20 protein-coding genes and 1 tRNA gene are annotated in these 26,371 nt (G+C 67.0%); 13 read left to right on the top strand and 8 right to left on the bottom strand.

All coding sequences use genetic code 11. From position 1 onward, the window contains the following. Positions 1–891: a LysR family transcriptional regulator gene (locus B3D50_RS06395; protein WP_286950228.1), complete on the bottom strand. Its 891-nt coding sequence runs from the start codon at positions 889–891 to the stop codon at positions 1–3. Positions 892–992: 101 nt separating this feature from the next. On the opposite strand from B3D50_RS06395, the gene B3D50_RS06390 reads away from it, so the two are divergent. Then, the gene (locus B3D50_RS06390) at positions 993–3,170 is read left to right on the top strand and encodes a malate synthase G (protein ID WP_286950226.1); all 2,178 of its coding nucleotides are present in this window, start codon (positions 993–995) and stop codon (positions 3,168–3,170) included. 226 nt (positions 3,171–3,396) lie between these two features. Here B3D50_RS06390 and B3D50_RS06385 read toward each other — a convergent pair whose 3' ends face one another. Next, positions 3,397–4,740: an MFS transporter gene (locus tag B3D50_RS06385; RefSeq protein ID WP_286950225.1), complete on the bottom strand. Its 1,344-nt coding sequence runs from the start codon at positions 4,738–4,740 to the stop codon at positions 3,397–3,399. Positions 4,741–4,927: 187 nt separating this feature from the next. On the opposite strand from B3D50_RS06385, the gene cyoA reads away from it, so the two are divergent. The 7 genes from cyoA to B3D50_RS06350 are packed head-to-tail and all read left to right on the top strand — an operon-like array spanning position 4,928 to position 11,900. After that, a complete protein-coding gene (cyoA, locus tag B3D50_RS06380) occupies positions 4,928–6,142 on the top strand; it encodes a ubiquinol oxidase subunit II (RefSeq protein ID WP_286950223.1) in 1,215 nt (404 codons plus the stop codon). Between the two features lie 14 nt (positions 6,143–6,156). After that, positions 6,157–8,169, top strand: coding sequence for a cytochrome o ubiquinol oxidase subunit I (cyoB, locus tag B3D50_RS06375; RefSeq protein ID WP_286950221.1), 2,013 nt, complete (start codon positions 6,157–6,159; stop codon positions 8,167–8,169). A gap of 4 nt (positions 8,170–8,173) precedes the next feature. Next, positions 8,174–8,818: a cytochrome o ubiquinol oxidase subunit III gene (gene cyoC, locus B3D50_RS06370; RefSeq protein ID WP_286950219.1), complete on the top strand. Its 645-nt coding sequence runs from the start codon at positions 8,174–8,176 to the stop codon at positions 8,816–8,818. Beyond that, a complete protein-coding gene (cyoD, locus tag B3D50_RS06365) occupies positions 8,815–9,201 on the top strand; it encodes a cytochrome o ubiquinol oxidase subunit IV (RefSeq protein WP_286950217.1) in 387 nt (128 codons plus the stop codon). The genes cyoC and cyoD overlap by 4 nt, the downstream gene beginning before the upstream one ends. A 25-nt stretch (positions 9,202–9,226) precedes the next feature. Beyond that, positions 9,227–9,994 (top strand): SURF1 family protein, encoded by a 768-nt coding sequence (locus B3D50_RS06360; protein WP_286950215.1) that lies wholly within the window; start codon positions 9,227–9,229, stop codon positions 9,992–9,994. Next, positions 9,991–11,340, top strand: coding sequence for an ATP-binding protein (locus B3D50_RS06355; RefSeq protein ID WP_286950214.1), 1,350 nt, complete (start codon positions 9,991–9,993; stop codon positions 11,338–11,340). Before B3D50_RS06360 ends, B3D50_RS06355 begins: the two co-directional genes overlap by 4 nt. Before the next feature lie 23 nt (positions 11,341–11,363). Beyond that, positions 11,364–11,900, top strand: coding sequence for a response regulator transcription factor (locus B3D50_RS06350; RefSeq protein WP_087141195.1), 537 nt, complete (start codon positions 11,364–11,366; stop codon positions 11,898–11,900). Between the two features lie 9 nt (positions 11,901–11,909). Here B3D50_RS06350 and B3D50_RS06345 read toward each other — a convergent pair whose 3' ends face one another. Together B3D50_RS06345 and B3D50_RS06340 are read right to left on the bottom strand one after the other, a co-directional pair. Next, positions 11,910–13,124 carry a CaiB/BaiF CoA transferase family protein gene (locus tag B3D50_RS06345; RefSeq protein ID WP_286950212.1) on the bottom strand — a complete coding sequence of 405 codons (1,215 nt, stop codon included), beginning with the start codon at positions 13,122–13,124 and terminating at the stop codon, positions 11,910–11,912. A gap of 85 nt (positions 13,125–13,209) precedes the next feature. Beyond that, positions 13,210–13,285, bottom strand: a tRNA-Lys gene (locus tag B3D50_RS06340). 196 nt (positions 13,286–13,481) lie between these two features. Between B3D50_RS06340 and B3D50_RS06335 the strand changes: the two genes are divergently transcribed. Then, complete coding sequence (locus B3D50_RS06335; RefSeq protein WP_286950211.1) at positions 13,482–14,897, top strand: amino acid permease; 1,416 nt, start codon at positions 13,482–13,484, stop codon at positions 14,895–14,897. Beyond that, on the top strand, positions 14,897–15,250 hold the full coding sequence (locus tag B3D50_RS06330; protein WP_286950210.1) for an Hpt domain-containing protein: 354 nt from the start codon (positions 14,897–14,899) through the stop codon (positions 15,248–15,250). The genes B3D50_RS06335 and B3D50_RS06330 overlap by 1 nt, the downstream gene beginning before the upstream one ends. 37 nt (positions 15,251–15,287) lie before the next feature. Here B3D50_RS06330 and B3D50_RS06325 read toward each other — a convergent pair whose 3' ends face one another. Next, positions 15,288–15,620 carry a chorismate mutase gene (locus B3D50_RS06325; RefSeq protein WP_003165630.1) on the bottom strand — a complete coding sequence of 111 codons (333 nt, stop codon included), beginning with the start codon at positions 15,618–15,620 and terminating at the stop codon, positions 15,288–15,290. Between the two features lie 4 nt (positions 15,621–15,624). Beyond that, on the bottom strand, positions 15,625–16,440 hold the full coding sequence (locus tag B3D50_RS06320) for a ferredoxin--NADP reductase (RefSeq protein ID WP_286950209.1): 816 nt from the start codon (positions 16,438–16,440) through the stop codon (positions 15,625–15,627). Between the two features lie 207 nt (positions 16,441–16,647). On the opposite strand from B3D50_RS06320, the gene B3D50_RS06315 reads away from it, so the two are divergent. Both B3D50_RS06315 and B3D50_RS06310 read left to right on the top strand, forming a co-directional pair. Then, positions 16,648–18,966 (top strand): S9 family peptidase, encoded by a 2,319-nt coding sequence (locus B3D50_RS06315; protein ID WP_286950207.1) that lies wholly within the window; start codon positions 16,648–16,650, stop codon positions 18,964–18,966. A 51-nt stretch (positions 18,967–19,017) separates the two neighbouring features. Next, positions 19,018–19,431, top strand: coding sequence for a low affinity iron permease family protein (locus B3D50_RS06310; protein ID WP_269299577.1), 414 nt, complete (start codon positions 19,018–19,020; stop codon positions 19,429–19,431). Positions 19,432–19,641: 210 nt separating this feature from the next. Here B3D50_RS06310 and B3D50_RS06305 read toward each other — a convergent pair whose 3' ends face one another. Both B3D50_RS06305 and B3D50_RS06300 read right to left on the bottom strand, forming a co-directional pair. Next, a complete protein-coding gene (locus tag B3D50_RS06305) occupies positions 19,642–21,099 on the bottom strand; it encodes an amidohydrolase (protein ID WP_286950205.1) in 1,458 nt (485 codons plus the stop codon). Positions 21,100–21,179: 80 nt separating this feature from the next. Continuing rightward, on the bottom strand, positions 21,180–24,215 hold the full coding sequence (locus B3D50_RS06300) for a TonB-dependent receptor plug domain-containing protein (RefSeq protein ID WP_409516097.1): 3,036 nt from the start codon (positions 24,213–24,215) through the stop codon (positions 21,180–21,182). A 346-nt stretch (positions 24,216–24,561) separates the two neighbouring features. Between B3D50_RS06300 and ggt the strand changes: the two genes are divergently transcribed. After that, positions 24,562–26,310, top strand: a complete 1,749-nt coding sequence (gene ggt, locus B3D50_RS06295; protein ID WP_286950201.1) for a gamma-glutamyltransferase — start codon at positions 24,562–24,564, stop codon at positions 26,308–26,310. Positions 26,311–26,371 lie beyond the last annotated feature (61 nt).

Raw genomic sequence — 26,371 nt, 5'->3', positions numbered from 1 at the left:
CTATCGATCCCACTCCGGCGTCTCGCCATAGAGGCCGGACAGGAAGTCGATGAAGGCGCGGACGCGGGTTTCGGCCCGCGCCCGGCCTGCCGTCAGGGCGAAGATCGCCACGTCCGACGATCCGGCATACTGCGGCAGCACCACCTTCAGCCGCCCGTCGCGCAGTTCGTCGCCGACGTCCCAGGTCGAGCGCAGGGCCACCCCGCCGCCCGCCAGCGCCAGTTCGCGCGCCACTTCGCTTGAGTTGGTCCGCACCCGGCTGCGGGCGCGGAAGACGACGGGGCCTTCGGGGCCTTCCAGCCTCCAGGTCGACTGGTTCTCGGCCGCCAGCTGGGCGTGGCGGCGCAGGTCGTCCAGACTGTCCGGCGCGCCGTGCTCGGCCAGATATGCGGGCGAGGCGCACAGCACCCGCCGGTTCGGCGCCAGGCGATGCATCAGCGGGTTCTCCGCCTCATAGCCGCCGATCCGCACCGCCACGTCCACGTCCTCGGCCATCAGGTCGACGAAGGCGTCGCTCAGGTTCAGCTCCAGCGTCAGGCGGGGCTGGGCCGCCAGGAACGGCTGGAGCAGGGGCGCCAGCCGTCGCCGTCCGAACGAGGTCGGCGCCGAGACGCGCAGAAGGCCGCGCGCCTGGGTCGTACGGCGCGACACCACGGCCTCCAGATCCTCAACCCCTTCCAGCAGCTGCGCCGCGCGGTCATAGACCAGCCGCCCGGCCTCGGTCGGGGCCAGACGACGCGAGGTGCGCTCGATCAGCCGCACCCCCAGCCGGTCCTCCAGCCGCGCCAGCCTGCGCGAGGCCACGGCGGGCGACAGGTCCAGCCGCCGCGCGGCGGCGGACAGGCTGCCTTCCTCCAGCGCACGGACGAAGATTTCATACTCGGCCAGCATGGCGGGGTCTCATCTTTGTGGATTACGCAAAGATAGGCGTCTTTCTTCGCCGTGGATAGCGCGGCAGGACGCGACTAGTCTGGGCGATGAAGGAGACCGCCATGTTCGACGCCCCCAAGACCCCCGCCGACGCCTATGTCCGCCACGGCAGCCTGAAGGTCGCCGCAGAGCTGGACGCGTTCGTGCGCGATCAGGCGACGCCGGATACGGGCGTGAGCGCCGCAGGCTTCTGGGCCGGGGTCGAGGGGCTGCTGGCCCGCTTCGGCCGCCGCAACCGTGACCTGCTGGAGCGTCGCGACCAGCTGCAGAACAAGCTGGATGATTGGCACCGCGCTTATCCGGGTCAGCCGGATCAAGACGCCTATCAGGCCTATCTGCGCGAGATCGGCTACATCGAGCCTGAACGCGACGGCGTGCGGGCCGAGACGGCGAACGTCGATCCTGAGATCGCGACCCTGGCCGGGCCGCAACTGGTCGTGCCCCTGACCAACGCCCGCTACCTGCTGAACGCCGCCAATGCCCGCTGGGGCAGCCTGTATGACGCCCTCTACGGCACGGATGCGCTGGGCGAGGCGCCGAAGGCGGGCGGCTATGACGCCGAACGCGGCGCCAAGGTCATCGCCCGCGCTCGCGCCGTTCTGGATCAGGCGGCGCCGCTGGCGACCGGATCGCACGCTCAGGCGACGGCATATCGAGTCGAGCATGGGCGGCTGATCGTGACGCTGGACGGCGGGCTGGAGACGGGGCTGGCGGGCGCCGATGTGTTCGCGGGCCATTCCGGAGCGGCTGATGCGCCGTCGGGCGTTCTGCTACGTCACAACGGCCTGCATCTGGAGATCGTCATCGATCGCGCGCACCGCATCGGCGAGAGCGATCCGGCAGGCGTCGCCGACGTGCTGGTCGAGGCGGCCCTGTCCGCCATCGCCGATGCCGAGGACAGCGTCGCCGCCGTCGATGCGGCGGACAAGCGGCTGGTCTACGCCAACTGGCTGGGCCTGATGCGCGGCGATCTCCAGGCCGATTTCGAGAAGGACGGGCGCACCGTCGAGCGGCGTTTGAACCCCGACCGCCTCTATACGACGCCGGATGGGTCGCGGTTGGCCTTGAAGGGGCGCAGCCTGATGCTGGTGCGCAACGTCGGCCTGCACCTGACCACCGACGCCGTACTGGACGCCCATGGGCGCGAGACGCCCGAGCATCTGCTGGACATCGCCATGACCGGCCTGATCGGCCTGCACGACCTGCGCCGTCCGGCCGAGGCGCGCAACAGTCCGGCGGGCTCGGTCTATGTCGTGCGGCCCAAGATGCACGGTTCGGACGAGGTGGCCTTCACCGACGAACTGTTCGGGGCGGTCGAGGCCATGCTGGGCCTGCCCGCCCTGACGTTGAAGATGGGCATTATGGACGAGGAGCGTCGCACCAGCGTCAACCTGATGAACTGTATCGCGGCGGCGAAGGGCAGGGTGGTCTTCATCAACACCGGCTTCCTGGACCGCACGGGCGACGAGATCCACACGGTGATGGAGGGCGGCCCCGTCGTCCGCAAGGAGGCGGTGCGCGAGACGGGCTGGATCAAGGCCTATGAGGACCGCAACGTCGATATCGGCCTGAAGGCGGGCCTGTCGGGCCGGGCGCAGATAGGCAAGGGGATGTGGGCGGCGCCGGACCGCATGGGCGACATGCTGGCGGCCAAGGCGGGCCATCCGCGCGCGGGCGCCTCGACGGCCTGGGTTCCCTCGCCTACGGCGGCGACCCTGCACGCCCTGCACTATCACGAGGTCGACGTCTGGGCGCGTCAGGCCGAGATCGCGACGCGCGCGCCGACCGGACTGACGCCCCTGCTGACCCCGCCGTTCGCGACGGAGGCGCCGGGCGCCGACGAGATCCGGCAGGAGCTGGACAACAATGCGCAGGGCATCCTCGGCTATGTCGTGCGCTGGGTGGATCAGGGCGTCGGCTGCTCCAAGGTGCCGGACATCCACGACGTGGGCCTGATGGAGGATCGGGCGACGCTGCGCATCTCCAGCCAGCATCTGGCCAACTGGCTGCGCCACGGCGTCACGACCGAGGACGAGGTCATGGAGGCGCTGAAGCGCATGGCCGTCGTGGTGGATCGTCAGAACGCTGGGGATCCGGCCTATCGCCCGCTGGCGCCGGCCTATGACGGCCCGGCGTGGCAGGCGGCCTGCGATCTGGTGTTCAAGGGCAGCGAACAGCCGAACGGCTACACCGAACACCTGCTGACCCACTGGCGCCGCAAGGCCAAGGCGCAGGGCTGAGGCGCTACCCCTGAAGCCCTCCCCCTCGATGGGGGAGGGTTGGGTGGGGGTGTCGGCAGGCGGTTTTGCAAGAAGGTTGCGGAGACGCGGCGTCTCTCGCGCTTCATTCGTCAGCGTCGCGTCTGCACCCCCATCCCCGGCCCTTCCCCCATCGAGGGGAAGGGGGAATTGAAAAGGGGCGCGACCGGATGGCCGCGCCCCTTGATCTTGGGCCTTAGAGAAAGCCCTACGCCTTGGCGCCCGCGCGGCCCTTGGCCAGTTCGCGGTTCAGCCATAGCGCCAGCAGGGTGCAGATGGCGCCCGACAGCAGATAGGCGCCACCCGCCACCAGGCCGAACTTGCCCGACAGCGCCAAGGCCGCCAGCGGGGCGAAGCCCGCGCCGAACAGCCAGGCTAGATCCGAGGTCAGGGCCGAGGCCGTGTAGCGGTTGGTCAGGCTGAAGCTGGAGGCGATCGAGCCGGACGCTTGACCGAACGACAGGCCCAGCAGGATGAAGCCCAGGATCATATAGGTCAGCTCGCCCGCCGGGCCGCCGTCCAGAAGCTGGGGCGCGAAGCCCGAGAAGGCGGCGATGCCCGCCGCCGTGACGGCCAGCAGGGCGCGTCGGCCGTAGCGGTCGGCCAGCCAACCCGAGGCCATGATGGCGATCAGACCGAAGACGGCGCCGATCAGTTCGATCATCAGGAAGCGGCTGGGCGCCTCGTCCGTGTAGAGGAAGACCCACGACAGCGGGAACACCGTCACCATGTGGAACATGGCGAAGCTGGCCAGGGGGGCGAAGGCGCCGATGACGATGCCTCCGCCTTCTTCTCGCACGGCCTTGGTCACGGGCGTGGGGTGCAGCTCCAGCGTCTTGAAGGCGGCCTGGAAGGCGGGCGTCACTACGATGCGCAGGCGCGCGAACAGGGCCACCACGTTGATGGCGAAGGCCACGAAGAAGGGATAGCGCCAGCCCCAGTCCATGAAGTCGGCGGCTGACAGCTTGCTGAGGAAATAGGCGAACAGGGCGCTGGCCACGATCAGGCCGAAGGGCGCGCCCAGTTGCGGCACCATGGCGTACCAGCCGCGGCGCTTCTCGGGCGCGGCGACGGCCAGAAGCGAGGCCATGCCGTCCCAGGCGCCGCCCAGGGCCACGCCCTGACCGATCCGCAGCGCGATCAGCATGGCGGCCGACCAGTGACCGACCTGCGCGTGTCCCGGCAAGAAGCCCAAGCAGACCGTCGACAGGCCTAGCAGGAACAGGGCGATGGTCAGCTTGGTCCCGCGCCCGAAGCGTCGGTCGACGGCGATGAACAGGGCGGTGCCGAACGGCCGGGCGATGAAGGCCACGGCGAAGACGGCGAAGGACAACAGCGTCCCGCCCAGCGGCCCCGCATAGGGGAAGACCAGCTGCGGAAACACCACGACCGAGGCGATGGCGTAGACGAAGAAGTCGAAGAATTCCGACGTCCGGCCGATGATGACGCCGATGGCGATTTCGCCCGCGTCGATTTTGCCGTCTCGCGCGTTGATCCGGCTGGCGTCCCGCTCGAGGGGCTCTGAAGAAGGCGCGCCGCTGGCTGCGTTCATGACCGATGAGGCTCCAGGAACCGGGGCGCACGCGCGCCCGCGACAATAGAATGTTGAAACAGCCCCTTTGCTCCCGATGGTCGGAACAGGGGATAGGGCAGATTGTCCAATGTCGCCTGTTCGGGGGCGGGGTTACGGGGCCTGCAAGATGACCGTGCCCTTGCCTCGAACCTCGACTGGAGCCGCCGTGCGCCGACTGCGCCCCCTGTTGCTGTTGCCCCTTCTGGCCCTGCTGCCCGGCTGCGAGGCCGTGGTCCTGGCGCCCGCCGGAGACATCGCCGCCCAGCAGCGCGATCTGCTGGTCTGGTCGGTGGCGCTGATGCTGATCATCGTCATTCCGGTGATGGCGATGATCGTCTTCTTCGCCTGGAAGTATCGGGAATCGAACCGGGAGGCGCGCTACGAGCCGGACTGGGACCACTCGACCCATCTGGAACTGGTGATCTGGGCGGCGCCGCTGCTGATCATCATCTGCCTGGGCGCCATCACCTGGGCGGGCACCCACCTGCTGGACCCCTATCGTCCGCTGGACCGTATCGCCGAGGGACAGGCCGTGTCCGAGGATCACCGCCCGCTGCAGGTCGAGGTGGTGGCCATGGACTGGAAATGGCTGTTCATCTACCCCGAATACGGCATCGCCTCGGTGAATGAGCTGGTCGCGCCGGTCGACCGGCCGATCCGTTTCCACATCACCGCGACCGGGGTAATGAACTCCTTCTACATCCCGGCGCTGGCCGGCCAGATCTACGCCATGCCGGGCATGGAGACGAAGCTGCACGCCGTCATCAACCGCCCGGGCGAATACGTCGGCTTCTCGGCCAACTATTCCGGCGACGGCTTCTCGAACATGCGTTTCGCCTTCCGGGGCATGGATCAGGCCGGGTTCGACCAGTGGGTCGCGGGCGTGCGCGCCGCCGATCAGGGTCTGGACCGCGAGACCTATCTGGAGCTGGAAAAGCCCAGCGAAAAGGTGCCGGTCATCCACTACGGCTCGGTTGATCCGCGTCTGTTCGACGCCGTGGTCAACATGTGCGTCGAGCCGGGCAAGATGTGCATGGGCGAGATGATGGACATCGACCGCAAGGGCGGGCTGGGCCTGGCGGCGGTCAAGAACACCCTGCCGCTGGTCTATGACAAATACGCCCGTCGCGGCGACGCGGTGTTCGGCGGGGGCGAGTCCTATGTGATGACGCTGTGCACCCCGCTGGAGGCCGAGGCCGCCGCCGTCGACGCCGCCCGTCGTCGTCAGGCCTTCGGCGAGGACGTCGCCCGCGACACCCCGCTGAACCGGGTCATGGGGCAGGGGCTGGAACGCCCCGGCCGATCCGAGCCGGGCGAGCGTTTCGCCTCCCTCTTCTCCGCGCCTTCCACGGCGTCCGCGCCCGCCGCGTCGCAATCCTGAGCGCCTGAACGATCATGACTGTCGAACAAACCACATCGCCGCTTCTGGGCCGGTTGAACTGGGACTCGCTTCCGTTCCACGAGCCCATTCTGGTCGCCACCTTCGCCGTCGTCGTCATCGGCGGTCTGGGGATGCTGGCCCTGATCACCCGCTATAAGCTGTGGGGCTATCTCTGGAAGGAGTGGTTCACGACCGTGGACCACAAGAAGATCGGGATCATGTACATGATCCTGGGTCTGGTCATGTTCCTGCGCGGCTTTGCTGACGCCATCATGATGCGGATCCAGCAGGCCATGGCCTTCGGCGGGTCCGAGGGCTATCTGAACGCGCACCACTATGACCAGATCTTCACCGCCCACGGCGTGATCATGATCTTCTTTGTGGCCATGCCCATGATCACCGGCCTGATGAATTATCTGGTGCCGTTGCAGATCGGGGCGCGCGACGTCTCCTTCCCCTTCCTGAACAACTTCAGCTTCTGGATGACGACGATGGGGGCCGTGCTGGTCATGGCCTCGCTGTTCATCGGCGAGTTTGCGCGCACCGGCTGGCTGGCCTATCCGCCGCTGTCGGGCATTGGCTACAGCCCCGGCGTCGGCGTCGATTATTACATATGGGCGCTGCAGATCGCGGGGGTGGGGACGACCCTATCCGGCATCAACCTGATCGCGACCATCGTGAAGATGCGCGCGCCGGGCATGGGCCTGATGAAGATGCCGGTCTTCACCTGGACCTCGCTGTGCGCCAACGTTCTGATCGTGGCGTCCTTCCCGATCCTGACGGCGACGCTGGTCCTGCTGTCGGCGGACCGTTACATCGGCACCAACTTCTTCACGAACGACTTCGGCGGCAACCCGATGATGTACGTGAACCTGATCTGGATCTGGGGCCACCCCGAGGTCTACATCCTGATCCTGCCGCTGTTCGGCGTCTTCTCCGAAGTCACCTCGACCTTCTCGGGCAAGAAGCTCTTCGGCTACACGTCGATGGTCTATGCGACGGTGGTGATCACCATCCTGTCCTACCTGGTGTGGCTGCACCACTTCTTCACCATGGGCTCGGGCGCATCCGTGAACTCCTTCTTCGGGATCACGACGATGATCATCTCGATCCCGACAGGGGCCAAGCTGTTCAACTGGCTGTTCACCATGTATCGCGGCCGCATCCGCTTCGAGTTGCCGATGATGTGGACGGTCGCCTTCATGCTGACCTTCGTGATCGGCGGGATGACGGGCGTCATGCTGGCGGTGCCGCCGGCGGACTTCGTGCTGCACAACTCCCTGTTCCTGATCGCCCACTTCCACAACGTCATCATCGGCGGGGTGCTGTTTGGCCTGTTCGCCGCCATCAACTACTGGTGGCCCAAGGCCTTCGGCTTCAAGTTGGAGAAGAAGTGGGGCCTGGTCAGCTTCTGGTGCTGGGTGGTCGGCTTCTGGATGGCCTTCATGCCGCTGTACGTCCTGGGCTTCATGGGCGTGACGCGGCGGATGCGGGTCTTCGACGACCCGGCCTATCAGATCTGGTTCATCATCGCCGCCGTGGGCGTGGCGATCATCGCCGTCGGCATCCTGGCCATGCTGATCCAGTTCGCTGTCAGCATCATCAACCGCGACAAGCTGCGCGACGAGACGGGCGACCCCTGGCACGGCCGGACCCTGGAGTGGGCCACCTCGTCGCCGCCGCCGGACTACAACTTCGCCAAGACGCCGATCATCCACGACGGCGACGCCTGGTGGGACATGAAGGCGCGCGGCTATGAGCGTCCGACCGCAGGCTTCAAGCCGATCCACATGCCGTCCAACACCGGAGCGGGGTTCATCCTGTCGGCGCTGTCGCTGATCGTGGGCTTCGCGCTGATCTGGTACATCTGGTGGCTGGCGGCCGCGAGCTTCGCGGCGCTGATCGCCTACGCCATCTTCCACACCTTCAACTACAAGCGCGACTACTACATCCCGGCCGAAACGGTTGAAGCGACCGAGGACGCGCGCACCAAGGCCCTGGCGGCCGCAGCAGCGACGCAAGGGTGATCCGATGAGCCACGCACCTTCCCTCAACCCCGACTATGTCGACGAGGCCGGGCGGCCGATCTTCCACCCGGTAGAGGAGCCGCACCACCCGGAAGGCCACAGCACCATGCTGGGCTTCTGGATGTATCTGATGAGCGACTGCCTCATCTTTGCGATCCTGTTCGCCGTCTACGCCGTGCTGGGCGGCAACTATGCGGCGGGCCCGGCGCCCAAGCATCTGTTCGACCTGCCGCTGGTGGCGGTGAACACGTCGATGCTGCTGTTCTCGTCGATCACGTACGGCTTCGCCATGTTGGCGATGTACCGGAACAAGGTCGCGCAGACGCAGGTCTGGCTGGCGGTCACGGGCCTGTTCGGCCTCTGTTTCCTGGGGATCGAGTTCTATGAGTTCGCCCACATGATCCACCTGGGCGCCACGCCCCAGCGCAGCGGCTTCCTGTCGGCCTTCTTCATCCTGGTGGGCACCCACGGCCTGCACGTCACCTTCGGCATTATCTGGCTCATCACGCTGATGATTCAGGTGGGTCAGAAGGGCCTGATCCAGGCCAACAAGCGCCGCCTCATGTGCCTGAGCCTGTTCTGGCACTTCCTCGACGTCATCTGGATCGGCGTCTTCACCTTCGTCTATCTGTTCGGGATGCTGCGATGAGCGCTGAAGCCCAAAACGAGCACGCCGTGGACCATCACGACGATCACCACGGCGACGACCACGATCACGGCACCTACAAGGGCTATCTGATCGGCTTCGCCCTATCGGTCGTGCTGACCGCCATTCCCTTCTGGCTGGTCATGGCCGGGGTGCTGGCGCCGCAGCTGACGGGTCTGATCATCACCGGCTTCGCCGTGGTGCAGATCGTGGTCCACATGATCTTCTTCCTGCACATGAACCATAAGTCCGAGGGCGGATGGAACATGCTGGCGCTGATCTTCACCCTGGTGATCGTGGTCATCGCCGTCGCCGGTTCGGTCTGGGTCATGTATCACCTGAACACCAACATGATGCCCGTCCACGACATGCAGGGGATGGGCTGAGCCCTCTCGCACGCGGAGGCGCCGCTTGACGTCATCTTCGGCCCCTGAACCCGCCGCCCGTCTGGCGTCACGCCGTCGACGGGTCGCGGGGCTGGCGGCGTTCGCCGTGCTGATCGCGGGCTTTTCGGCGCTGGGCGCCTGGCAGGTCCAGCGCCTGGCGTGGAAGCAGGAGCTGATCCGTCAGGTCGACAGCCGCATCCACGCCGATCCTGTCCCGGCGCCGGGGCCTGCAGACTTCGACGCCGTGACGCGCGAGGCGGACCAGTACCGCCGCGTCATCGCCAGCGGTCGCTTCGCGCATGACCGCGAGGTACGGGTGAAGGCGGTGACGGACCTGGGGCCGGGCTTCTGGGTCGTCACGCCGCTGGAGGATGCGCGGGGCTTCACCGTCCTGATCAACCGGGGCTTCGTTCCGGCCGAGCGCGCCGCGCCCGAAACCCGCGCCGAAGGTCAGGTCGAGGGGCCTGTCTCCGTCACCGGCCTGTTGCGGATCAGCGAGCCCAAGGGCGGCTTCCTGCGCGACAACGATCCGGCGGGCGACCGCTGGTTCTCGCGCGACGTGGCGGCGATCGCCGAGGCCAAGCAGTTGAGCGGCCCGGTCGCCCCCTATTTCATCGACGCGGATGCGACGCCCAATCCGGGCGGCTGGCCGCGCGGCGGGCTGACCGTGGTGCGGTTCGCCAACAGCCATCTGGTCTACGCCCTGACCTGGTTCGGCCTAGCGCTGATGTCGGCGGGCGGTGCGGTGCTGTGGCTGCGCGAAGAGCGGCGCCGTAGGCTCGCGGGCCGATGATGCAGACCCAGACCCTGAGCCGCTTCGCCCGCACCCTGATGGGCATGGACGCCAACGCCGAGACGCCCGTGTCGCCGGGCGCGGCGGGGCGGCGCAACATGCTGCTGCTGATCCAGTTGCGCTGGCTGGCTGTGATCGGCCAGGTGGCGACCATCGTCATCGTCCATTGGGGGCTAGGCATCCATCTGCCGCTAGGGCCGCTGCTGCTGGCGCCGACGGCCCTGGCGGTGATGAACCTGGTCAGCGCGCCCGTCACTCTGCGGCGCAAGGTCGTCACTGACCCGGAGATCCTGCTGGCCCTATGCGTCGACGTGGCGGCGTTGAGCTGGCTGCTCTACTTCAGCGGCGGGGCGACCAATCCGTTCGCGGCCCTGTATCTGATGCAGGTAGTGCTGGCGGCGGTGCTGCTGCGCCCGGCCTACGCCTGGGGCTTTGTGTTGGCGACGGGCGCCTGCCTGGCCTTTCTGGCGATCTGGCGACAGCCGCTGGACCTGCCCGCCGGGGCCGATGCGCGACTGGGCCTGATCCAGCAGGGCGCCCTGATCAACTTCATCCTGATCGCCGTGCTGCTGGTCGCCTTCGTCACCCGCACCAGCCAGAACGTGCGCGCCCGCGACGCCTATCTGGCCGAGGCCCGGCAGCAGGCGGCGGAACAGGACCACATCGTCCGCATGGGCCTGCTGGCGTCAGGCGCGGCGCATGAGCTGGGCACGCCCCTGGCCTCGCTCTCCGTCATCCTCAGCGACTGGCGGCGGATGCCCGTGCTGAACCGCGACGAAGACCTGGTGCAGGACATCGAGCAGATGCAGGCCGAGGTCGAGCGCTGCAAATCCATCGTCACCAACATCCTGATGTCGGCGGGCGAGGCGCGGGGCGAGGCGCCGACCGTCACCACTTTGAAGGCCTTCCTGCAGGAGATCATCGCCGAATGGTCCGACAAGTCGGGCGAGGCCATGCGCGTGACCCTGGACGGTCCGGCGCCCGGCAATCCGTCCATCATCGTAGATCCCGCCTTGAAGCAGGTGTTCAGCGCCCTTCTGGACAACGCTCATGAAGCCGGAGCGCGAAACCTGGAGGTGCGGGCCGCCGCCGACGCGGGCGGCTTGTTTATCGCCTTCGAGGACGACGGGCCGGGTTTCTCGTCGGCGATCCTCGAGAAGCTGGGCCAGCCCTATCAGTCGACCAAGGCGCGGGCGGGCTCGGGCCTGGGGCTGTTCCTGCTGGTGAATGTGATGCGCAAGCTGGGCGGGACGGTCGTGGCTGTGAATCGCCCGAAAGGGCAGGGCGGCGCTGCCGGCGCCATGGTGCGCCTGACCTTGCCGATCGACGCCCTGGCGCCGAAATGAGGAGCCTGGAAAGAGGGAATGAGATGACCGACGAACCCCGCCAGCTTCTGATCGTCGAGGACGACGAGTCCTTTTCGCGCACCCTGCGTCGGTCGTTCGAGCGGCGCGGCTATCAGGTCGTCTCGGCTCACAGCCATGACCAGATGGTCGAACTGCTGAAGACGCACCATCCCGATTACGCCGTGGTGGACCTGAAGCTGGGAACGGCGTCGGGCCTGACCTGCGTGCAGACGCTGCACGCCTTTGATCCCGACCTGGTGATCGTGGTGCTGACGGGCTTCGCCAGCATCGCCACGGCGGTCGAGGCGATCAAGCTGGGCGCGCGGCATTACCTCGCCAAGCCCGCCGGCACCGACGCCATCGAAGCCGCCTTCGGCCGCGAGGCGGGCGATCCCGATGCGCCCCTGACGGCGCGCTCGACCTCGATCAAGACGCTGGAGTGGGAACGCATCCACGAGGTGCTGGCCGAGACCGACTTCAACATCTCCGAGACCGCGCGTCGCCTGGGGATGCACCGCCGCACCCTGGCGCGGAAGCTGGAGAAGCGGCAGGTCAGCTGAGCCGCGAGATCAGCTCTTCCGCTTCAACGCCTCCAACACGGCTTCCGTATCCTGCCCCAGTTTCGGCGGCGGGGCGTCATAGCGCACCGGCGTCTTCGACAGGCGGATAGGCGAAGCCACAGTGCGGACGGGATCGGCCAGGTCGGGCCGCGTCTGCTCGACGGTCAGACCGCGATGGATCGCCTGGGGCTCCTCGAACACCTGGTCGATGGTGTTGACGGGGCCGCAGGGCACGCCCGCCGCCTCCAGCGCCTGCATCAGCCCCTGCATGGTGAAGCCTTGCGTCTTCGCGGCGATCAGCGGCCCCAGCGCCTCGCGCTCAGCGACCCGCAGGGCGTTGGTGGCGAAGCGATCCTCGACCTGCAGCCCCAGGGCGCCGCACAGGGCGCGGAACTGGCCGTCGTTGCCCACGGCGATGATCACCATGCCGTCCGAGCAGGGGAAGGGCTGATAGGGGGCCAGGTTGGGGTGGGCGTTGCCCATCCGGCTCGGCGCCTTGCCCGACACGAAGTAGTTGGTCGCCTGATTGGCCAGCATGGCCGCCTGGACGTCAAACAGGGCGATGTCGACGTGCTGGCCTTCGCCGCTCGCCCGTGCGTGCCACAGCGCCGCTAGAATGGCGTTGGAGGCGTACAGGCCGGTGAACAGGTCCACGACCGCCACCCCGACCTTCATCGGCTCGGCGCCCGGCGCGCCGTCGGGCTGGCCTGTGATCGACATCAGCCCGCCCATGGCCTGGATCATATAGTCGTAGCCCGCCCGGTGCGCGTCCGGCCCGTCCTGGCCGAAGCCGGTGATGGAGCAATAGACCAGCTTCGGATTGACCGCCGCCAGCGAGGCGTAGTCGAGGCCGTACTTCTTCAGCCCGCCGGTCTTGAAGTTCTCGACCACCACGTCGCAGGTCGCGGCCAGGCGGCGCACGGTCTCGGCGCCTTCAGGGCTGGCGATGTCCAGCTCGACCGACTTCTTGCCCCGGTTGGCGCACAGGAAATAGGCGGCGTCTCCCGGCTGGCCGTCGGCCGTGGTGGTGAAGGGGGGCCCCCAGTGGCGGGTGTCGTCGCCCGCGCCCGGCCGCTCGATCTTGATCACCTCGGCGCCCAGATCGGCCAGGGTCTGCGTCGCCCACGGACCCGCCAGCACGCGCGACAGGTCCAGAACGCGCACGCCCGTCAGCGGGCCATGAGAGGAAGCGGGGGCGGCGGGAATCGAGACGGCGTCAGACATGCGCGTCTTCTAGCAGAAACCGCACGCGGCAGGATGGTTTCGCGCCGAAGCGACAGCCATCCAACGATGCAAAGAAATGAGACGATGGTGGGTGATCACAGGTTCGAACTGTGGACCCGCTGATTAAGAGTCAGCTGCTCTACCAACTGAGCTAATCACCCGTACCGTCGTCTGCGCCCTTGGTGTGGCGCCGGTCCTTCGCGGCGGCGTTGATGGCCTTGGCGAAGGGCGCTCCTATTACTCAGGACCGGTGTCGGGTGCAAGCGTCAAATGCATCTTTTATCGCGATTGCATCGCGCGCTAAGGTCGCGCCTTGAATCAGCCGCCGGAAAGACGCGGCGAGGGGGAGTAGAGATTATGGCGTTCTGGAACCGTCGTCGCTCGATCGACGCGATGCTGGCCCCGCATTCGGGGCCGGGGCTCAAGAAAACCCTGGGTTGGCCGCACCTTATGGCGCTGGGCGTCGGCGCCATCGTCGGCACCGGCATCCTGACCCTGATCGGGGTCGGGGCGGGTCTGGCGGGGCCGGCGGTGCTGATCAGCTTCGCCCTGGCCGGTCTGGTGTGCGCCTGCGCCGCCCTGGCCTACGCCGAGCTGTCGACCATCATGCCCGCCTCGGGCAGCGCCTATACCTATTCCTACGCCGCGCTGGGCGAGATTTTTGCCTGGGTCGTGGGGTGGAGTCTGATCCTGGAATATTCGCTGGTCGTGTCGACGGTGGCCGTCGGCTGGTCCGGCTACGCCGTGCCCTTCCTGGCGGGGCTGGGCGTCGACCTGCCGTTCGCGCTGACCGTGGGGCCGCACGTCGAGGGCGGGCTGATCAACCTGCCGGCCATCTTCATCATCGCGATCGTGACCGGCCTGCTGCTGCTGGGCACGCGCGAGAGCGCCACGCTGAACGCCATTCTGGTGTTCGTGAAGATCGCCGCCCTGGTGGTGTTCGTGGCCATCGCCATGCCGCACTTCGATACGGCCAACTTCACCCCCTTCATGCCGCACGGCTTCGGGGCGCCCTTCGTGCAGACGGGAGTCATGGCGGCGGCGGCCATCATCTTTTTCGCCTTCTACGGCTTTGACGCCATCGCCACGGCGGCCGAAGAGACCAAGAAGCCCGAGCGTGACCTGGCCATCGGGATCGTCGGCTCGATGGTGGTCTGCACCGTGCTGTATATCGCCGTCGCCGCCGCTGCTATCGGCGCCGCCCCGGTCGCCAGCTTCGCCGACAGCCCGGAGCCGCTGGCCCACATCATGCGCGGCCTGGGCCAGGGCGTCGCCGCCCAGTGGATCGCCGCCGCCGCCGTGATCGCCCTGCCGACCGTGCTGCTGGCCTTCCTGTTCGGCCAGAGCCGCATCTTCCTGGGCATGGCGCGCGACGGCCTGCTGCCCAACCGTCTGGCCAAGATCTCCAAGCGCGGCGTTCCGGCCGTGGTGACGGTGTTCACCGCCATCGTCGTGGCCTTCCTGGCCGGCATCATGCGCCTGGACGAACTGGCGTCGCTGGCCAATGCGGGCACCCTGATGGCCTTCATGGCCGTGGGCGTCAGCTTGATCGTGCTGCGCGTGCGCGAGCCGAACCGCGAGCGCAAGTTCAAGGCGCCGCTGTGGTGGCTGGTCGGCGGCATCGCCATCGTCGGCTGCATCGTCTTCTTCTTCAGCCTGAAGAGTTCGACGCAACTCTACTTCCTGCTGTGGAACCTGTTCGGTCTGGCTCTGTACCTGCTGTGGTCGTCGCGCAACTCGCGCCTGGCCAAGGGCGAGGAGTCCGAGGCCTGATGGCGAGACGCGACCTGTCGGGGGCGGTGGATTTCACCGTCCTCGAAGCCATGACGGCGGGCATGGATGATGTGACGGAGGAGGTGCTGGGCCTGTTCGCCGAACAGGCCCGCATGTGGTCGGCCATGCTGGACGCGTCCAGCGAAGGCTGGCGCGACGCCGTCCACACCATCCGCGGCGCCGGGGCGGGCATCGGGGCCAAGGCCCTGGCCCAGATCTGCGAAGAGGTGGAGTTCGGCGAGCAGGCGGCCGCGCCCGCCGGGCTGGAGCGGGTGAAGACGGCGCTGGACGCGGCCCTGGCTGATGTGGCGGCCTATCGCCATGAACTGGCGTTGAAGAGCCTTAAGGGCTGAGGGCGACTGTCCTTCTCCCGCAAGGAGAGAAGGAAGTTCAGACCCGCGTTTTGTCCCAGGTTCCGAACTCGTGGGCGATGCAGCGGTCGATCAGCAGGCGCCAGACCGGCTCAGCGATGTCGGGCGACAGGCCGGCGGGTTCGGCCGCCTTCAGCACCTTGGCCACCACGTCGTCGATACGGGCCTGGTCGAAGACGGCGTCGCGGTTCGGCTTGATGCGGGCGGCGGCGTCCATGTAGCGCTGGCGCTCGGCCAGCAGGGTCACAAGGGCGCGGTCAAGGGCGTCCACGCCCTGACGCACATCGGCCATGGTGGCGCAGTCTTCCGGGGCCTTGCGGTCGTCGATGGCGACGGTGCGGGGAGAGGTCATCAGGTCAGCCGACAAAGGCGCGCTCCAGAACATAGTCGCCGGGTTCGGCGTTCGAGCCTTCCTTCAGGCCGTAGGTTTCCAGCAGTTCGCCGGTCTCCTTGATCATGGCCATCGAGCCGCACAGCATGACGCGGTCGCTGTTGGGCGCAAAGCCGATGGGCAGTTGCAGGTCGGCGAACAGGTCGCCCGACTTGATGCGGTCGGTGATCCGGCCCGGCGTCTCGAAACGCTCGCGGGTCACGGTCGGATAGTAGGTCAGCTGGGCCTTGGCCTCGTCGCCGATCAGCGGATCGTCGTGGATCTCGTGGCTGAAGAAGTCGCGGTAGGCCAGGTCGGCGACGTTTCGCACCGTGTGGCAGACGATGACCTGCTTGAAGCGGGAGTAGGTTTCCGGGTCGCGCGCCACCGACAGCCAGGGCGCCAGGCCCGTGCCGGTGCCGATCAGCCACAGACGCTCGCCGCCGGTCAGAGCGTCCAGAACCAGGGTGCCGGTCGGCTTCTTGCCCATCAGGACGCTGTCGCCCGCGACGATCTTCTGCAGGCGCGAAGTCAAGGGGCCGTCCTCGACCTTGATGGAGAAGAATTCCAGCTCCTCGGCCCAGAAGGGCGAGGCGATGGAATAGGCGCGCAGCACGGGTTTGCCGCCGTCTTCGCCGGGCAGTCCGATCATGACGAACTCGCCCGATCGGAAGCGGAAATCCTCGGGCCTTTTGACGCCGAAGCTGAACAACTGGTCGTTCCAGTGGCGGACCCACAGGACTTCGAGTTCGTGGAAAGGACTGGCCTTGACGGGCGGCGAGGCGAGGGAGGCGTCGGACATGGCGACTACCTAGGCTGTCGCGGGCGGTTGCGAAAGGGTGGTGCGGCGATCCTTCTCCCCTTGCGGGAGAAGGTGGCAGGCGAAGCCTGACGGATGAGGGGTTTTGCAACCTTTCCGACCACGCGGCTTTGGCCTCTGTCGGAGAAACCCCTCATCCGAGCCCTTCGGGCCCACCTTCTCCTACAAGGGGAGAAGGACGAATTGCGGATGACGACGGAAGATTCCGTCTCTAGCTTCACCGCCATGCGCACTTTTCTTCTCGCCTCGACGATCCTGATGGCTGCGACCTCGGCCTTCGCCCAATCCTCGCCGCAGCCCGCGGCTCCGCCCGCCGCCACGGCGCCCGCGTCCTCGATCCTGACGGTCGAGCGGGTGTTCGCCAATCCGTCCCTGGCCGGGCCGGTGGCCAAGGGCGTCAGCCTGTCGCCCGACGGCGAACTGGTCGCCTTCCTGCGCTCGCGCGAGGATGACGTGGACGTGCTGGACCTGTGGGCCGCGCCGGTGAAGGGGGGCGAGCCGTTCAAGCTGATCGACGCCCGCGCCCTGGTCCCCGACGCCGGCGAACTGTCCGAGGCCGAGAAGGCGCGGCGCGAGCGGATGCGGATTTCCCAGCGCGGCGTTGTCGAATATTCGTGGGACGAGCAGGGCCGCTATATCCTGGCGCCGCTGGAGGGCGATGTCTTTCTGGCCAACCGCGCCGACGGCTCGGTGCGGCGCCTGACCGAGACGGCGGCCGATGAGATCGACGCCAAGGTGTCGCCCAAGGGGGCCTTCGTCAGCTTCGTGCGCGATCAGAACCTGGTCCTGGTCAACTTGGAGACGGGCGCCGAACAGGCGATCACCACGGACGGCAAGGATCTGATCACCTGGGCCACGGCTGAGTTCATCGCCCAGGAAGAGCTGGATCGCGACACCGGCTACTGGTGGAGCCCGAACGAACGCTACATCGCCCTGCAGCGCACGGACGAGAGCACGGTCGACGTCATTCCGCGCCTGGACATCACGGGCGGCGGGGCCTCGGTCATCTCGCAACGCTATCCACGCGCCGGACGGCCCAACGCCGTGGTCGAGCTGTATGTGCAGGACGTGCAGAGCGGTCAGCGGGTCAAGGTCGACCTGGGCGCTGACAACGACATCTATCTGGGCCGGGTGAACTGGGCGGCGGACGGCTCGGTCGCCTATGTCCAGCGCCTGTCGCGCGACCAGAAGCGGCTGGACTTGCTCAGCGTCGATCCGGCCACGGGCGCCAGCCGGGTGATCGCCAGTCAGACCTCGAACGCCTGGGTCAACGTCACCCATGACTTCAAGGCGCTGAAGGACGGGAACTTCATCTGGTCCAGCGAGGAGAGCGGGTGGCGTCACCTGTATCTCTACAACAAGGACGGCCGCCGCCTGCGGGCGATCACGCGCGGCGACTATCCGGTCAAGGCGCTGGACGGCGTCAATCAGGAGACGGGCGAGGTCTTCTTCACCGCCTCCATGCGCGACGGCAGGGAATATCCGATCGAGCAGCAGCTGTTCCGCGCCAGCTACAAGCGGACGTTGAGCCCCACGGAAGTCACCCCGCGCGGCGGCTGGTGGAGCGCGTCGGTCAACAACACCGGCACGGCCTATGTCGGCAACTACAGCGACGTGAACACCCCGGCGCAGTCGGCCCTGTATTCGATCAACGGCCAGCGCGTGCGCTGGATCGAGGAGAACAGGCTCCAGCCCGGCCACCCCTTCTGGCCCTATGCCGAGCGCCAGCAGAAGCCGACCTTTGGAACCCTTCAAAGCCACGGCGAGACCCTCGTCTGGCAGATGACCACGCCGCCGGGCTTTGATCCGTCGAAGCAGTATCCGGTGGTGATGCAGGTCTATGGCGGTCCTTCGGGGGGCGGGGTGAAGAACGCCTGGCAGCCGGCGACGACGCAACTGCTGACCGAGGCCGGTTACATCGTTTTCCGCCTGGACAACCGGGGCGAAGGCGATCGCTCGGCCGCCTTCAAACAGGCCCTCTATCTGAAGATGGGTCAGCCGGAGATCGCGGATCAGGTCATCGGCGCGGACTATCTGCGCTCGCTGCCCTATGTCGACGACAGCCGGATCGCCATGATGGGCTGGTCCTACGGCGGGTTCATGAGCCTGATGGCGCTGACCGAGCCGAAGATGGGGCTGGCCGCCGCCCTGGCGGGCGCGCCGCCGACGGAGTGGAGCCTGTACGACACCGCCTATACCGAGCGGTATATGTCGACGCCGCAGGCGAACGTGGACGGCTACGCCGCCTCGGACGTGGTGAACCGCCTCGACAATCTGACCGGGCGTCTGCTGCTGATGCACGGCATGGCCGACGACAACGTCATCTTCGAGAACACCACGCGAGTTCTGAACGCCCTTCAGGAAAAGAGCATCCCCTTCGAGACCATGCTCTATCCGGGCCAGCGCCACGGCATTCGGGGCAATGATCGTCAGCTGCATCAGTGGCGGACCTATCTGGACTTCCTGGATCGCACCATCGGAACGCGGGCGCCGCAGAAGGCGGACTGAGGCGAACTCTGATCCGGCGGAACCTGGCCCTGCGGCCGCCGTTCCGCCGGAATGGAAAAGCTGTTCAATCATCTGGCGAACGCAACGGCCAAGCTTGCGGGGCGGCCGTGGACCTTCATCGTCTGCCTGGCGGTGGTGCTGATCTGGGCCGTGACGGGACCGGTGTTCAGGTACAGCGAGACCTGGCAACTGGTGATCAACACCGGCACGACCATTGTCACCTTCCTAATGGTCTTCCTGATCCAGAACACCCAGAACCGCGACGCCGCCGCCATGCACGCCAAGCTGGACGAGCTGGTCTATGCGGTGAAGAAGGCCGACGCGGCCTTCATCGGCATCGAGCATCTGACCGACAAGGAGCTGGCGGCGATCCTGCGGGAGGTCGAGCGGCGCGGGCGCGACATCCACGCCGGGCAGCCCGCGCGGGCGGTCAGGAGCCGTCCGGCGTCACGCGCAGAGGCCTGATCGGCCCCGCCGAAAAAACAGAGTCCAATTCGTCTGAATCGTCTGAAATCGCTCCGCGCTGTCGGTGGAGCGCTCATGATGGCGGACGGACGGGAGGCGGCGGGCTGATCGCGGTAAGCCACGCGCAATCGCCGTGTTTTACCGGGATTGCAGCGGTCCGATAGGCGATGTCGATCCTTCTCCCACAAGGGGAGAAGGGGCGCGGCGGTCTTAGTGGCGGTAGTTCAGCGCCGGGGCGCGGTCGCCCAGCAGGGCGCGGTATTGGAAGTCAGGGCCGCGGCGGCGCTCGAATTCGGCCTTGGCGGCCTGGATCGTCTCGGGGCTCTGGAACAGTTCGGCGGTGGTCAGGGCCAGGGTCTTGGCCGCCAGATGGGCGCCCTTCAGGCCGATGGTCGAGCCTGCCGCCACCACGTTCTGCCACGAGTGACCGGCCGACCCCGGCACGAAGGTCGCCGTCGACAGGCCGACCGTCGGCGTGACCCAGGACACGTCCGAGACATCGGTCGAGCCGCCGAAGTCGCCCCCGATCACGGCGTCCTCGATCTGGCCGACGGAGGCCAGGTCGGGCTTGGTGGTCAGGGTCTTCTGGATTTCCGACGCCAGGGCGGTTTCCTCGGCCGTCCAGGTGATGCCGCCGACATGGCGCAGGTTGCGGTCCATGACGCGCATCAGGGCCTCGTTAGGCAGCATGGAGTAGACGCCGCCGATGGCCTCGAATTCGACGCGGGTGCCGGTGCCGAGCGCCGCGCCGTCGGCGGCCAGCTTCACCCGCTCCAGCACGTCGCGGACGATCTCCGGGTTGTTGTGACGGACGTAGTAATAGGCTTCGGCGTAGGCCGGGACGACGTTCGGCGCCTTGCCGCCGTCGGTGATGGCGTAATGGATGCGCGTGCGGTCGGGCACATGCTCGCGCATCAGGTTGACCATGGCGTTCATGGCCTCGACGCCATCTAGGGCCGAGCGGCCCTTGTCCGGCGCGGCGGCGGCGTGGGACGCCGTGCCGTAGAAGCGGAACTTGCCCGAGACGTTGGCCATGGTGTCGCCCTGGCGGGCCGAGTTCACATTGCCGGGGTGCCAGTGCAGCGACACGTCCACGTCGTCGAACAGGCCGTCGCGGACCATGTAGACTTTGCCCGAGCCGCCTTCCTCGGCGGGCGTGCCGTAGACGCGCAGCTCGCCCTTGATATTGTTGGCGACCATCCAGTCCTTCACGGCGATGGCGGCGTGAATCGAGGCGGCGCCGAACAGGTTGTGGCCGCAGCCGTGGCCCGCATGGCCGCCCGCGGATTCCTGGATCGGGCTGAGGGTCTGCGACAGGCCGGGCAGGGCGTCGTATTCGGCTAGGACCGCGATGACCGGACCGGAACCGTTCTTGAAGCTGGCCAGGAAGGCGGTCGGCTCATTGGCGATGCCGGGCGTGACGGTGAAGCCGGCGTCGCGCAGCTGGCCCTGCAGCAGGGCCGAACTCTGGGTCTCCTGATAGCCCAGCTCGGCGAACTTCCAGATTTCGAGCGCGGCGTGGTCGAGGGCGGCCTGGTTGCGGTCGACGGTGGCGAGCAGGCTCTGCTTGTCCTGAGCCGACAGCTCAGCGGCGTGGGCGGGCAGGCCCGACAGCGGCGCGGCGAGGGCGGCGGCCAGGGCCAGGGCGCGCAGGGATACGGGTTTCATCTCGGGGGATCTCCCTCGTGTTCAAAAGAGAAGGGCGGAAGGCGTCGCCGCCTTCCGCCCCCTTGTCTAGGTCAGGCCGATCAGAAGGCCTTGCGGACGCTGGCGTACCAGTAGCGGCCGTAGGGCTGATACACCGTTCCGACATAGCCGTCGGCGGACAGCGGGGGCTGCTCGTCGGTGATGTTGCGGACGCCGACGCGCACAGCCGTGCCGGACAGCATGCCGCCGAAGCGATCGGCTCCGAACTCGTATTCGGCGTACAGATTGGCGGTGAGGGTGGAATCCACCGTCCAGTAGTCGCCCGCCGAGTTGGTGATGCTGTCGTCGTACAGCGACGAAATGTACTGGGTGAAGGCGCCGACGGTCCAGGCGTCCTTGTTCCAGGTGGCCGACAGCGACCACTTCCATTCGGGGCGGCCCAGATCGGCGATCATGTCGCCCATCGAGCCGGACACCCAGATGTTGGAGTCCAACTCGCCCGAAGCGACGGCGTCCGACAGCTTCTGCGTGTCCGGCGACATGTCCAGATAGTACTTCAGCAGGTGCGAGACGTTCAGGTTGGCGCTGAAGTCGCCATATTGGGTGCCGCGCAGGCGCCACATCACGCCCAGATCCAGCCCTTCAACCGTCTGCGGCTGCTGGTTGGTGTAGGCGTCGGTGATGTAGAGAACCTCGCCCGCAGCCTCCAGGCCGGTGCCGGCGAAGATGCGGCCGTCAGCGGCGGAGGCGTCGCCGCGCACCACGTTCGGATTGTACGAGCCGTTCTTGCGCAGCAGATAGTCCAGCGTCAGGGCGTTCTGACCGCGGAACAGGCCGACCATGCCGGTCTGTTCGACCTGCCACCAGTCGGCGGTGATGGTGAAGTCGCCCAGTTCGGCCGGGATGAAGCGCGGCTGGATGACCAGGCCGACCGAGAAGGTTTCCGACTCTTCCGGCTGCAGGTCCGGATTGCCTGCGCGGCGTTCCTGCGTCGACTTGCGGGCGTGGTTCTGATTGAAGTCCGCGCGCCACGGCTGAGCGACCCTGGAGGCCATCGAGGCGCCGCAGTCGCGCAGGCCGTTGGCCAGCGCGCCCTGACGGTTCAGGGCTTCGCAGTAGACCCAGTCCACCGACTGGTTCGAGCGGGTGATCTGGGTGGCGTTGATCTGTTCCAGGTTCGGGGCGCGGAAGCCCTCGGCCCACGAGGCGCGGACGCGGAAGCCGTCGACGATGTCCCAGGCGCCGGCGATCTTCGGCTTGGTGACGGAGCCGAAGTCCGAATATTCCTCGAAACGGCCGGCCAGTTGGATTTCGAGGTTGTGGACGAGCGGAACGCCCATTTCCGGGGACACCAGGGGGGCGGCGATTTCGACATAGGCCGAGAAGACGTCACGCTCGCCGTAGGTGTCCGGGTTTTCCGACTGGTTGATCAGGTCGGAGGATTTGACGCCGGCCAGGTTGGTGTAGCGGATCGTGCCGTCGACGCGATCGTCGCGGTCGTCGTGCTGGGTCTCGGTGCGCAGTTCGACGCCGGCCGCGACGCCGACCGGACCGGCCGGCAGCTGATAGATGTCCGGGCGCGAGATCTTGAAGTCCCACAGGCCCAGTTCAGTCTTGGTCTTGCGGACCATGTCGACGCGGATGGCGTCCAGCGCCGCCTGGTTCGACGGGGAGCCGTCGCCGACCTGTACATTGCCGATCGTGCCGCCGTTGAAGAAGTTGTAGGCGTCGGGCGTGGACTTGGCGGCCCATTCCTGAAGGCGGGTCGCCGAGATGTTGTCCGAGACGTCCTTGGCCGAGGCTTCCGACCACATCAGGGCCGATTCCCAGTTCCAGCCGTTCCACTCGCCGCGCACGCCGCCGAGGATGCGGAACTGCTTGTTGGTGACTTCCACGCTGATCGGACCCATGTCCGAGAAGCGGTAGCCGGTGAGGGTGATGTTCGGATCGCCGGCGATCGGATTGTAGTAGTTCGAGCCCGGAATGATGAAGCTGACGCCCGAAGCGGTCGCGATCGGCTCTTGGTAGGCCTGCGATTTGGCGTGGTAGAAGCCCAGTTCGCCGAACGCCTCCACGGCGTCGTTGATCTGATAGCGGCCGGTGGTGAAGACGTTGAAGCGGTCCACTTCCGGCATGACCGACAGACCCATTCGGGCCGTGTCTGCGTTCAGGTCGGCAGGCAGGTTCGTGCCATTGGCGAGGCACACGCCCTCCTGGGTCGGCGTGACGCAGCTGGCGTGACCCTGCGGGACGATCGTGAAGCCCTGGCCGGCGGAGCCGTTGGCGTTGCGCACCGTGAAGCGGCCCCAGGGCGCCAGTTGCGAAGTGCCGTTCAGGCTGGTGTGGTCTTCAAATCCAGTTCCGGCGAACAGGCCGCGCTTGTCGTTGCTGGACGTGTAGTCCTGATCCAGCGTGTTCAGCTCGCTGCGGTGATCATAGTTGAAGAACAGCGACAGGTTGGCGCGGCCGTCCAGAAAGTCCTTGCCGCCGTAGACCGACAGATTGGTCTCGCGCATGCCTGTGCCTTCGGCGCCGCCGTGCTGGGCCGACATGGTCCAACTGTTCATGTCGTCGCGCAGGACGGTGTTGACCACGCCGGCCACGGCGTCGGCGCCGTAGATGGCGGCGGCGCCGTCACGCAGGACTTCAAGGCGCTTCAGGCCCGAAACCGGAATGGCGTTGGTGTTGTAGGTCAGGACCGGAACGAGGTGTTCGTTGGCCTGCGACGTCGGGTGGCCTACCACGCGGCGGCCGTTCAGCAGCACCAGGGTGTTGCCGATGCCCAGGCTGCGCAGGTTGACCGAGCCGGTGTCGCCGCGCGCCGAGTTCGAGGTGTTCGGCTGGTAGGACGAGTTGAAGGTCACATCGCCCATCTGGGGGATGGAGCGGAACAGGTCATCGCCCGAAACCGGCGCAGCGGCGATGATGTCTTCCTCGGCCAGAACCGTCACGGGCAGGGCGGCCGTCACCTTGGCGCCTTTGATCTGCGAGCCGACGACGACGATCTCTTCGAGCTGGGTGATCTCGTCACCCGTCTCCTGACCAGCCTCCTGGGCGACGGCGGTCGTCGCGCCGAACAGGGCGGTCGTGGCCAGCAGGGCCGTTCTCATGTTGCGACGCGTGAATACTGAACTCATTAGACTGGGCATCCCCTATGGTCGGCGCTTTAACGAGGCCTCTGACCGTTATCTGTTGTGAAAAGGCGTGACCTTCGTTCGCCGCATCGACGGATCGAAATTGGGCGCAGAACGGAGATTCCGCCTCGGTTCGGACTTGAAGCGGCCATAGAAGGGCGCGTCAACCTTTTCGGGATAAATATTGCCGATATTCAAGATAATGAGCGCAATAATCGCAGGCGACCGCCCTTGAACTGCTGTTTTCCGCAATGCTATCGCAGAGCCTATTGGCAATATGTTCTGTCTTGTTGGGGCGGCGGGGGATTGTAACCGCTGCGGTGGGACGGAATTTGTGGCGGGGTTTTGTATGCGTATCGGTTTGATGAAGTCGGCGACGGCGGTTTCTGCGGCAGCCCTGATGCTGCTGGCGGGGCCTGTCTTGGCTCAGGAGGCGGCGGCCCAGGTCCGACCCGCCGCGGGCAGCGGCGGCGACATCGTCAACTACGGCCAGATTCACAGTCCCGTGGTGGGGCGCGGCGGAATGGTGGTCAGCCAGAGCGACCCGGCGACCCGCGTGGGCGTCGAAATCCTGCGTCAGGGCGGCAATGCGGTGGATTCGGCCGTCGCCGTGGCTTTCGCCGAGGCCGTGACCCTGCCGCGTGCGGGCAACATCGGCGGCAGCGGCTACATGATCGTCCATATGGCGGCCACGGCCGAGCGGCCGGCCCAGACCATCGCAATCAACTACTACGGCACGGCGCCGGCGGCGACGACGCCGGACCTGCTGCTGGACGACAGCGGCCGGTTCGACCGCTCCAAGCCGTCGGGCTTCATCAACGTCTCGGTGCCGGGCACGGTCATGGGCATGTGGGAGGCGCACGCGCGCTTCGGCTCCATGCCCTGGGCCGATCTGGTCGCGCCGGCGATCAAGCTGGCCGAGGAAGGCTATGTCCTGTCGGACGGCGAGGCCGACGCCACGGCGGGCCGGGCGCGGGTGCTGGCGACCGATCCGGGCGCGCGCGAAGCCTATCTGAAGGCGGACGGAACCCCCTATCGCGCGGGCGAGATCTTCCGCCAGCCTCTGTTGGCCGAGAGCCTGCGCAAGGTGGCGCGCGGCGGGGCGGACGAGTTCTACAAGGGCGAGCTGGCGCGTCAGATCGTGGCGGGCGTCCAGGCGGGCGGCGGCGTCATCACCATGGCCGACATGGCCGCCTATCGCGCCGACGTGTCAGAGCCGATCTGGGGCAGCTATCGCGACCACCGCATCGCCTATATGCCGCCGACAGCTTCGGGCGTGAGCGTCGCCCAGGCGCTGAACCTGCTGGAGCATTTCGATCTGCGGTCGATGGGGTGGGGCAGCGTCGACAGCCTGCATCTGATCTCCGAGGCGATGAAGATCACCTCGTCGGACCGTCGCCTGATCGGCGGCGCGCCGCAGTGGACCACCCCGGCGCACGGCCTGGCCAGCAAGGAATTCGCCGCCGAACGGGTCCGGCTGATCTCGCCGGACAGGACGCTGAAGGCGGCCGACATCCCCGAGGGCAACCCCTACCCCTATGAGAGCCAGGACACGACCCACTATTCGGTCGCGGACGCTTTCGGCAATGCGGTGTCGAACACCTACACCCTGTCCAACTCCTACGGCGCGCACGTCGCCCCGGCGGGGACGGGCATCCTGCTGAACAACCACATGGACAACTTCTACTGGGGCTCCGAAGGCCAGCCGAACTCGCCCGCGCCGGGCAAGCGTCTGGGCTCGACCATCACGCCGATGATCGTGTTCGAGGACGACAAGCCCTGGCTGGTCACGGGCACGCCGGGCGGCGGCTACATCATCGCCACTATGGTGCAGCTGATCTCCAACGTCATCGACCACCGGCTCAATGTGGCCGAGGCGGCCATGCGCCCGCGCCTGAACCAGGGCGCCGGGGACAGCCCTCTGGAGCTGGAAGGCGGCTTCTCGCCCGACGTCGAGCGCCTGCTGCGCGAGCGGGGGCACGCCGTGCGTCCGTCGATGACCATGGGGAGCACCCAGTCCATCATGGTTGATGGCGACCGTTTCCTGGGCGCGGCCGACACTCGGCGTCCGGATGCTCTGGCCCTGGGCGTACGCTGAACCGCCGCTTGCTGTTTCGGCCGTTCGATGGTCTGAACGACCGCTGTTGAATCAATCGGAG

It is taken from the genome of Brevundimonas sp. UBA7507, from assembly GCF_002478355.1.
Classification (GTDB): Bacteria; Pseudomonadota; Alphaproteobacteria; order Caulobacterales; family Caulobacteraceae; genus Brevundimonas; species Brevundimonas diminuta_D.
Note: the sequence above shows the minus strand (reverse complement) of the source record. Positions and strands in the feature narration are given on the sequence as shown.

Excerpts from the sequence above, each read along its gene's own strand:
- B3D50_RS06395 (WP_286950228.1), bottom strand. The coding sequence starts at position 891 with ATGCTGGCCGAGTATGAAATCTTCGTCCGTGCGCTGGAGGAAGGCAGC.
- B3D50_RS06390 (WP_286950226.1), top strand. The coding sequence starts at position 993 with ATGTTCGACGCCCCCAAGACCCCCGCCGACGCCTATGTCCGCCACGGC.
- B3D50_RS06385 (WP_286950225.1), bottom strand. The coding sequence starts at position 4,740 with ATGAACGCAGCCAGCGGCGCGCCTTCTTCAGAGCCCCTCGAGCGGGAC.
- cyoB (WP_286950221.1), top strand. The coding sequence starts at position 6,157 with ATGACTGTCGAACAAACCACATCGCCGCTTCTGGGCCGGTTGAACTGG.
- cyoC (WP_286950219.1), top strand. The coding sequence starts at position 8,174 with ATGAGCCACGCACCTTCCCTCAACCCCGACTATGTCGACGAGGCCGGG.
- cyoD (WP_286950217.1), top strand. The coding sequence starts at position 8,815 with ATGAGCGCTGAAGCCCAAAACGAGCACGCCGTGGACCATCACGACGAT.
- B3D50_RS06355 (WP_286950214.1), top strand. The coding sequence starts at position 9,991 with ATGATGCAGACCCAGACCCTGAGCCGCTTCGCCCGCACCCTGATGGGC.
- B3D50_RS06350 (WP_087141195.1), top strand. The coding sequence starts at position 11,364 with ATGACCGACGAACCCCGCCAGCTTCTGATCGTCGAGGACGACGAGTCC.
- B3D50_RS06345 (WP_286950212.1), bottom strand. The coding sequence starts at position 13,124 with ATGTCTGACGCCGTCTCGATTCCCGCCGCCCCCGCTTCCTCTCATGGC.
- B3D50_RS06335 (WP_286950211.1), top strand. The coding sequence starts at position 13,482 with ATGGCGTTCTGGAACCGTCGTCGCTCGATCGACGCGATGCTGGCCCCG.
- B3D50_RS06330 (WP_286950210.1), top strand. The coding sequence starts at position 14,897 with ATGGCGAGACGCGACCTGTCGGGGGCGGTGGATTTCACCGTCCTCGAA.
- B3D50_RS06325 (WP_003165630.1), bottom strand. The coding sequence starts at position 15,620 with ATGACCTCTCCCCGCACCGTCGCCATCGACGACCGCAAGGCCCCGGAA.
- B3D50_RS06320 (WP_286950209.1), bottom strand. The coding sequence starts at position 16,440 with ATGTCCGACGCCTCCCTCGCCTCGCCGCCCGTCAAGGCCAGTCCTTTC.
- B3D50_RS06315 (WP_286950207.1), top strand. The coding sequence starts at position 16,648 with ATGACGACGGAAGATTCCGTCTCTAGCTTCACCGCCATGCGCACTTTT.
- B3D50_RS06310 (WP_269299577.1), top strand. The coding sequence starts at position 19,018 with ATGGAAAAGCTGTTCAATCATCTGGCGAACGCAACGGCCAAGCTTGCG.
- B3D50_RS06305 (WP_286950205.1), bottom strand. The coding sequence starts at position 21,099 with ATGAAACCCGTATCCCTGCGCGCCCTGGCCCTGGCCGCCGCCCTCGCC.
- B3D50_RS06300 (WP_409516097.1), bottom strand. The coding sequence starts at position 24,215 with ATGAGTTCAGTATTCACGCGTCGCAACATGAGAACGGCCCTGCTGGCC.
- ggt (WP_286950201.1), top strand. The coding sequence starts at position 24,562 with ATGCGTATCGGTTTGATGAAGTCGGCGACGGCGGTTTCTGCGGCAGCC.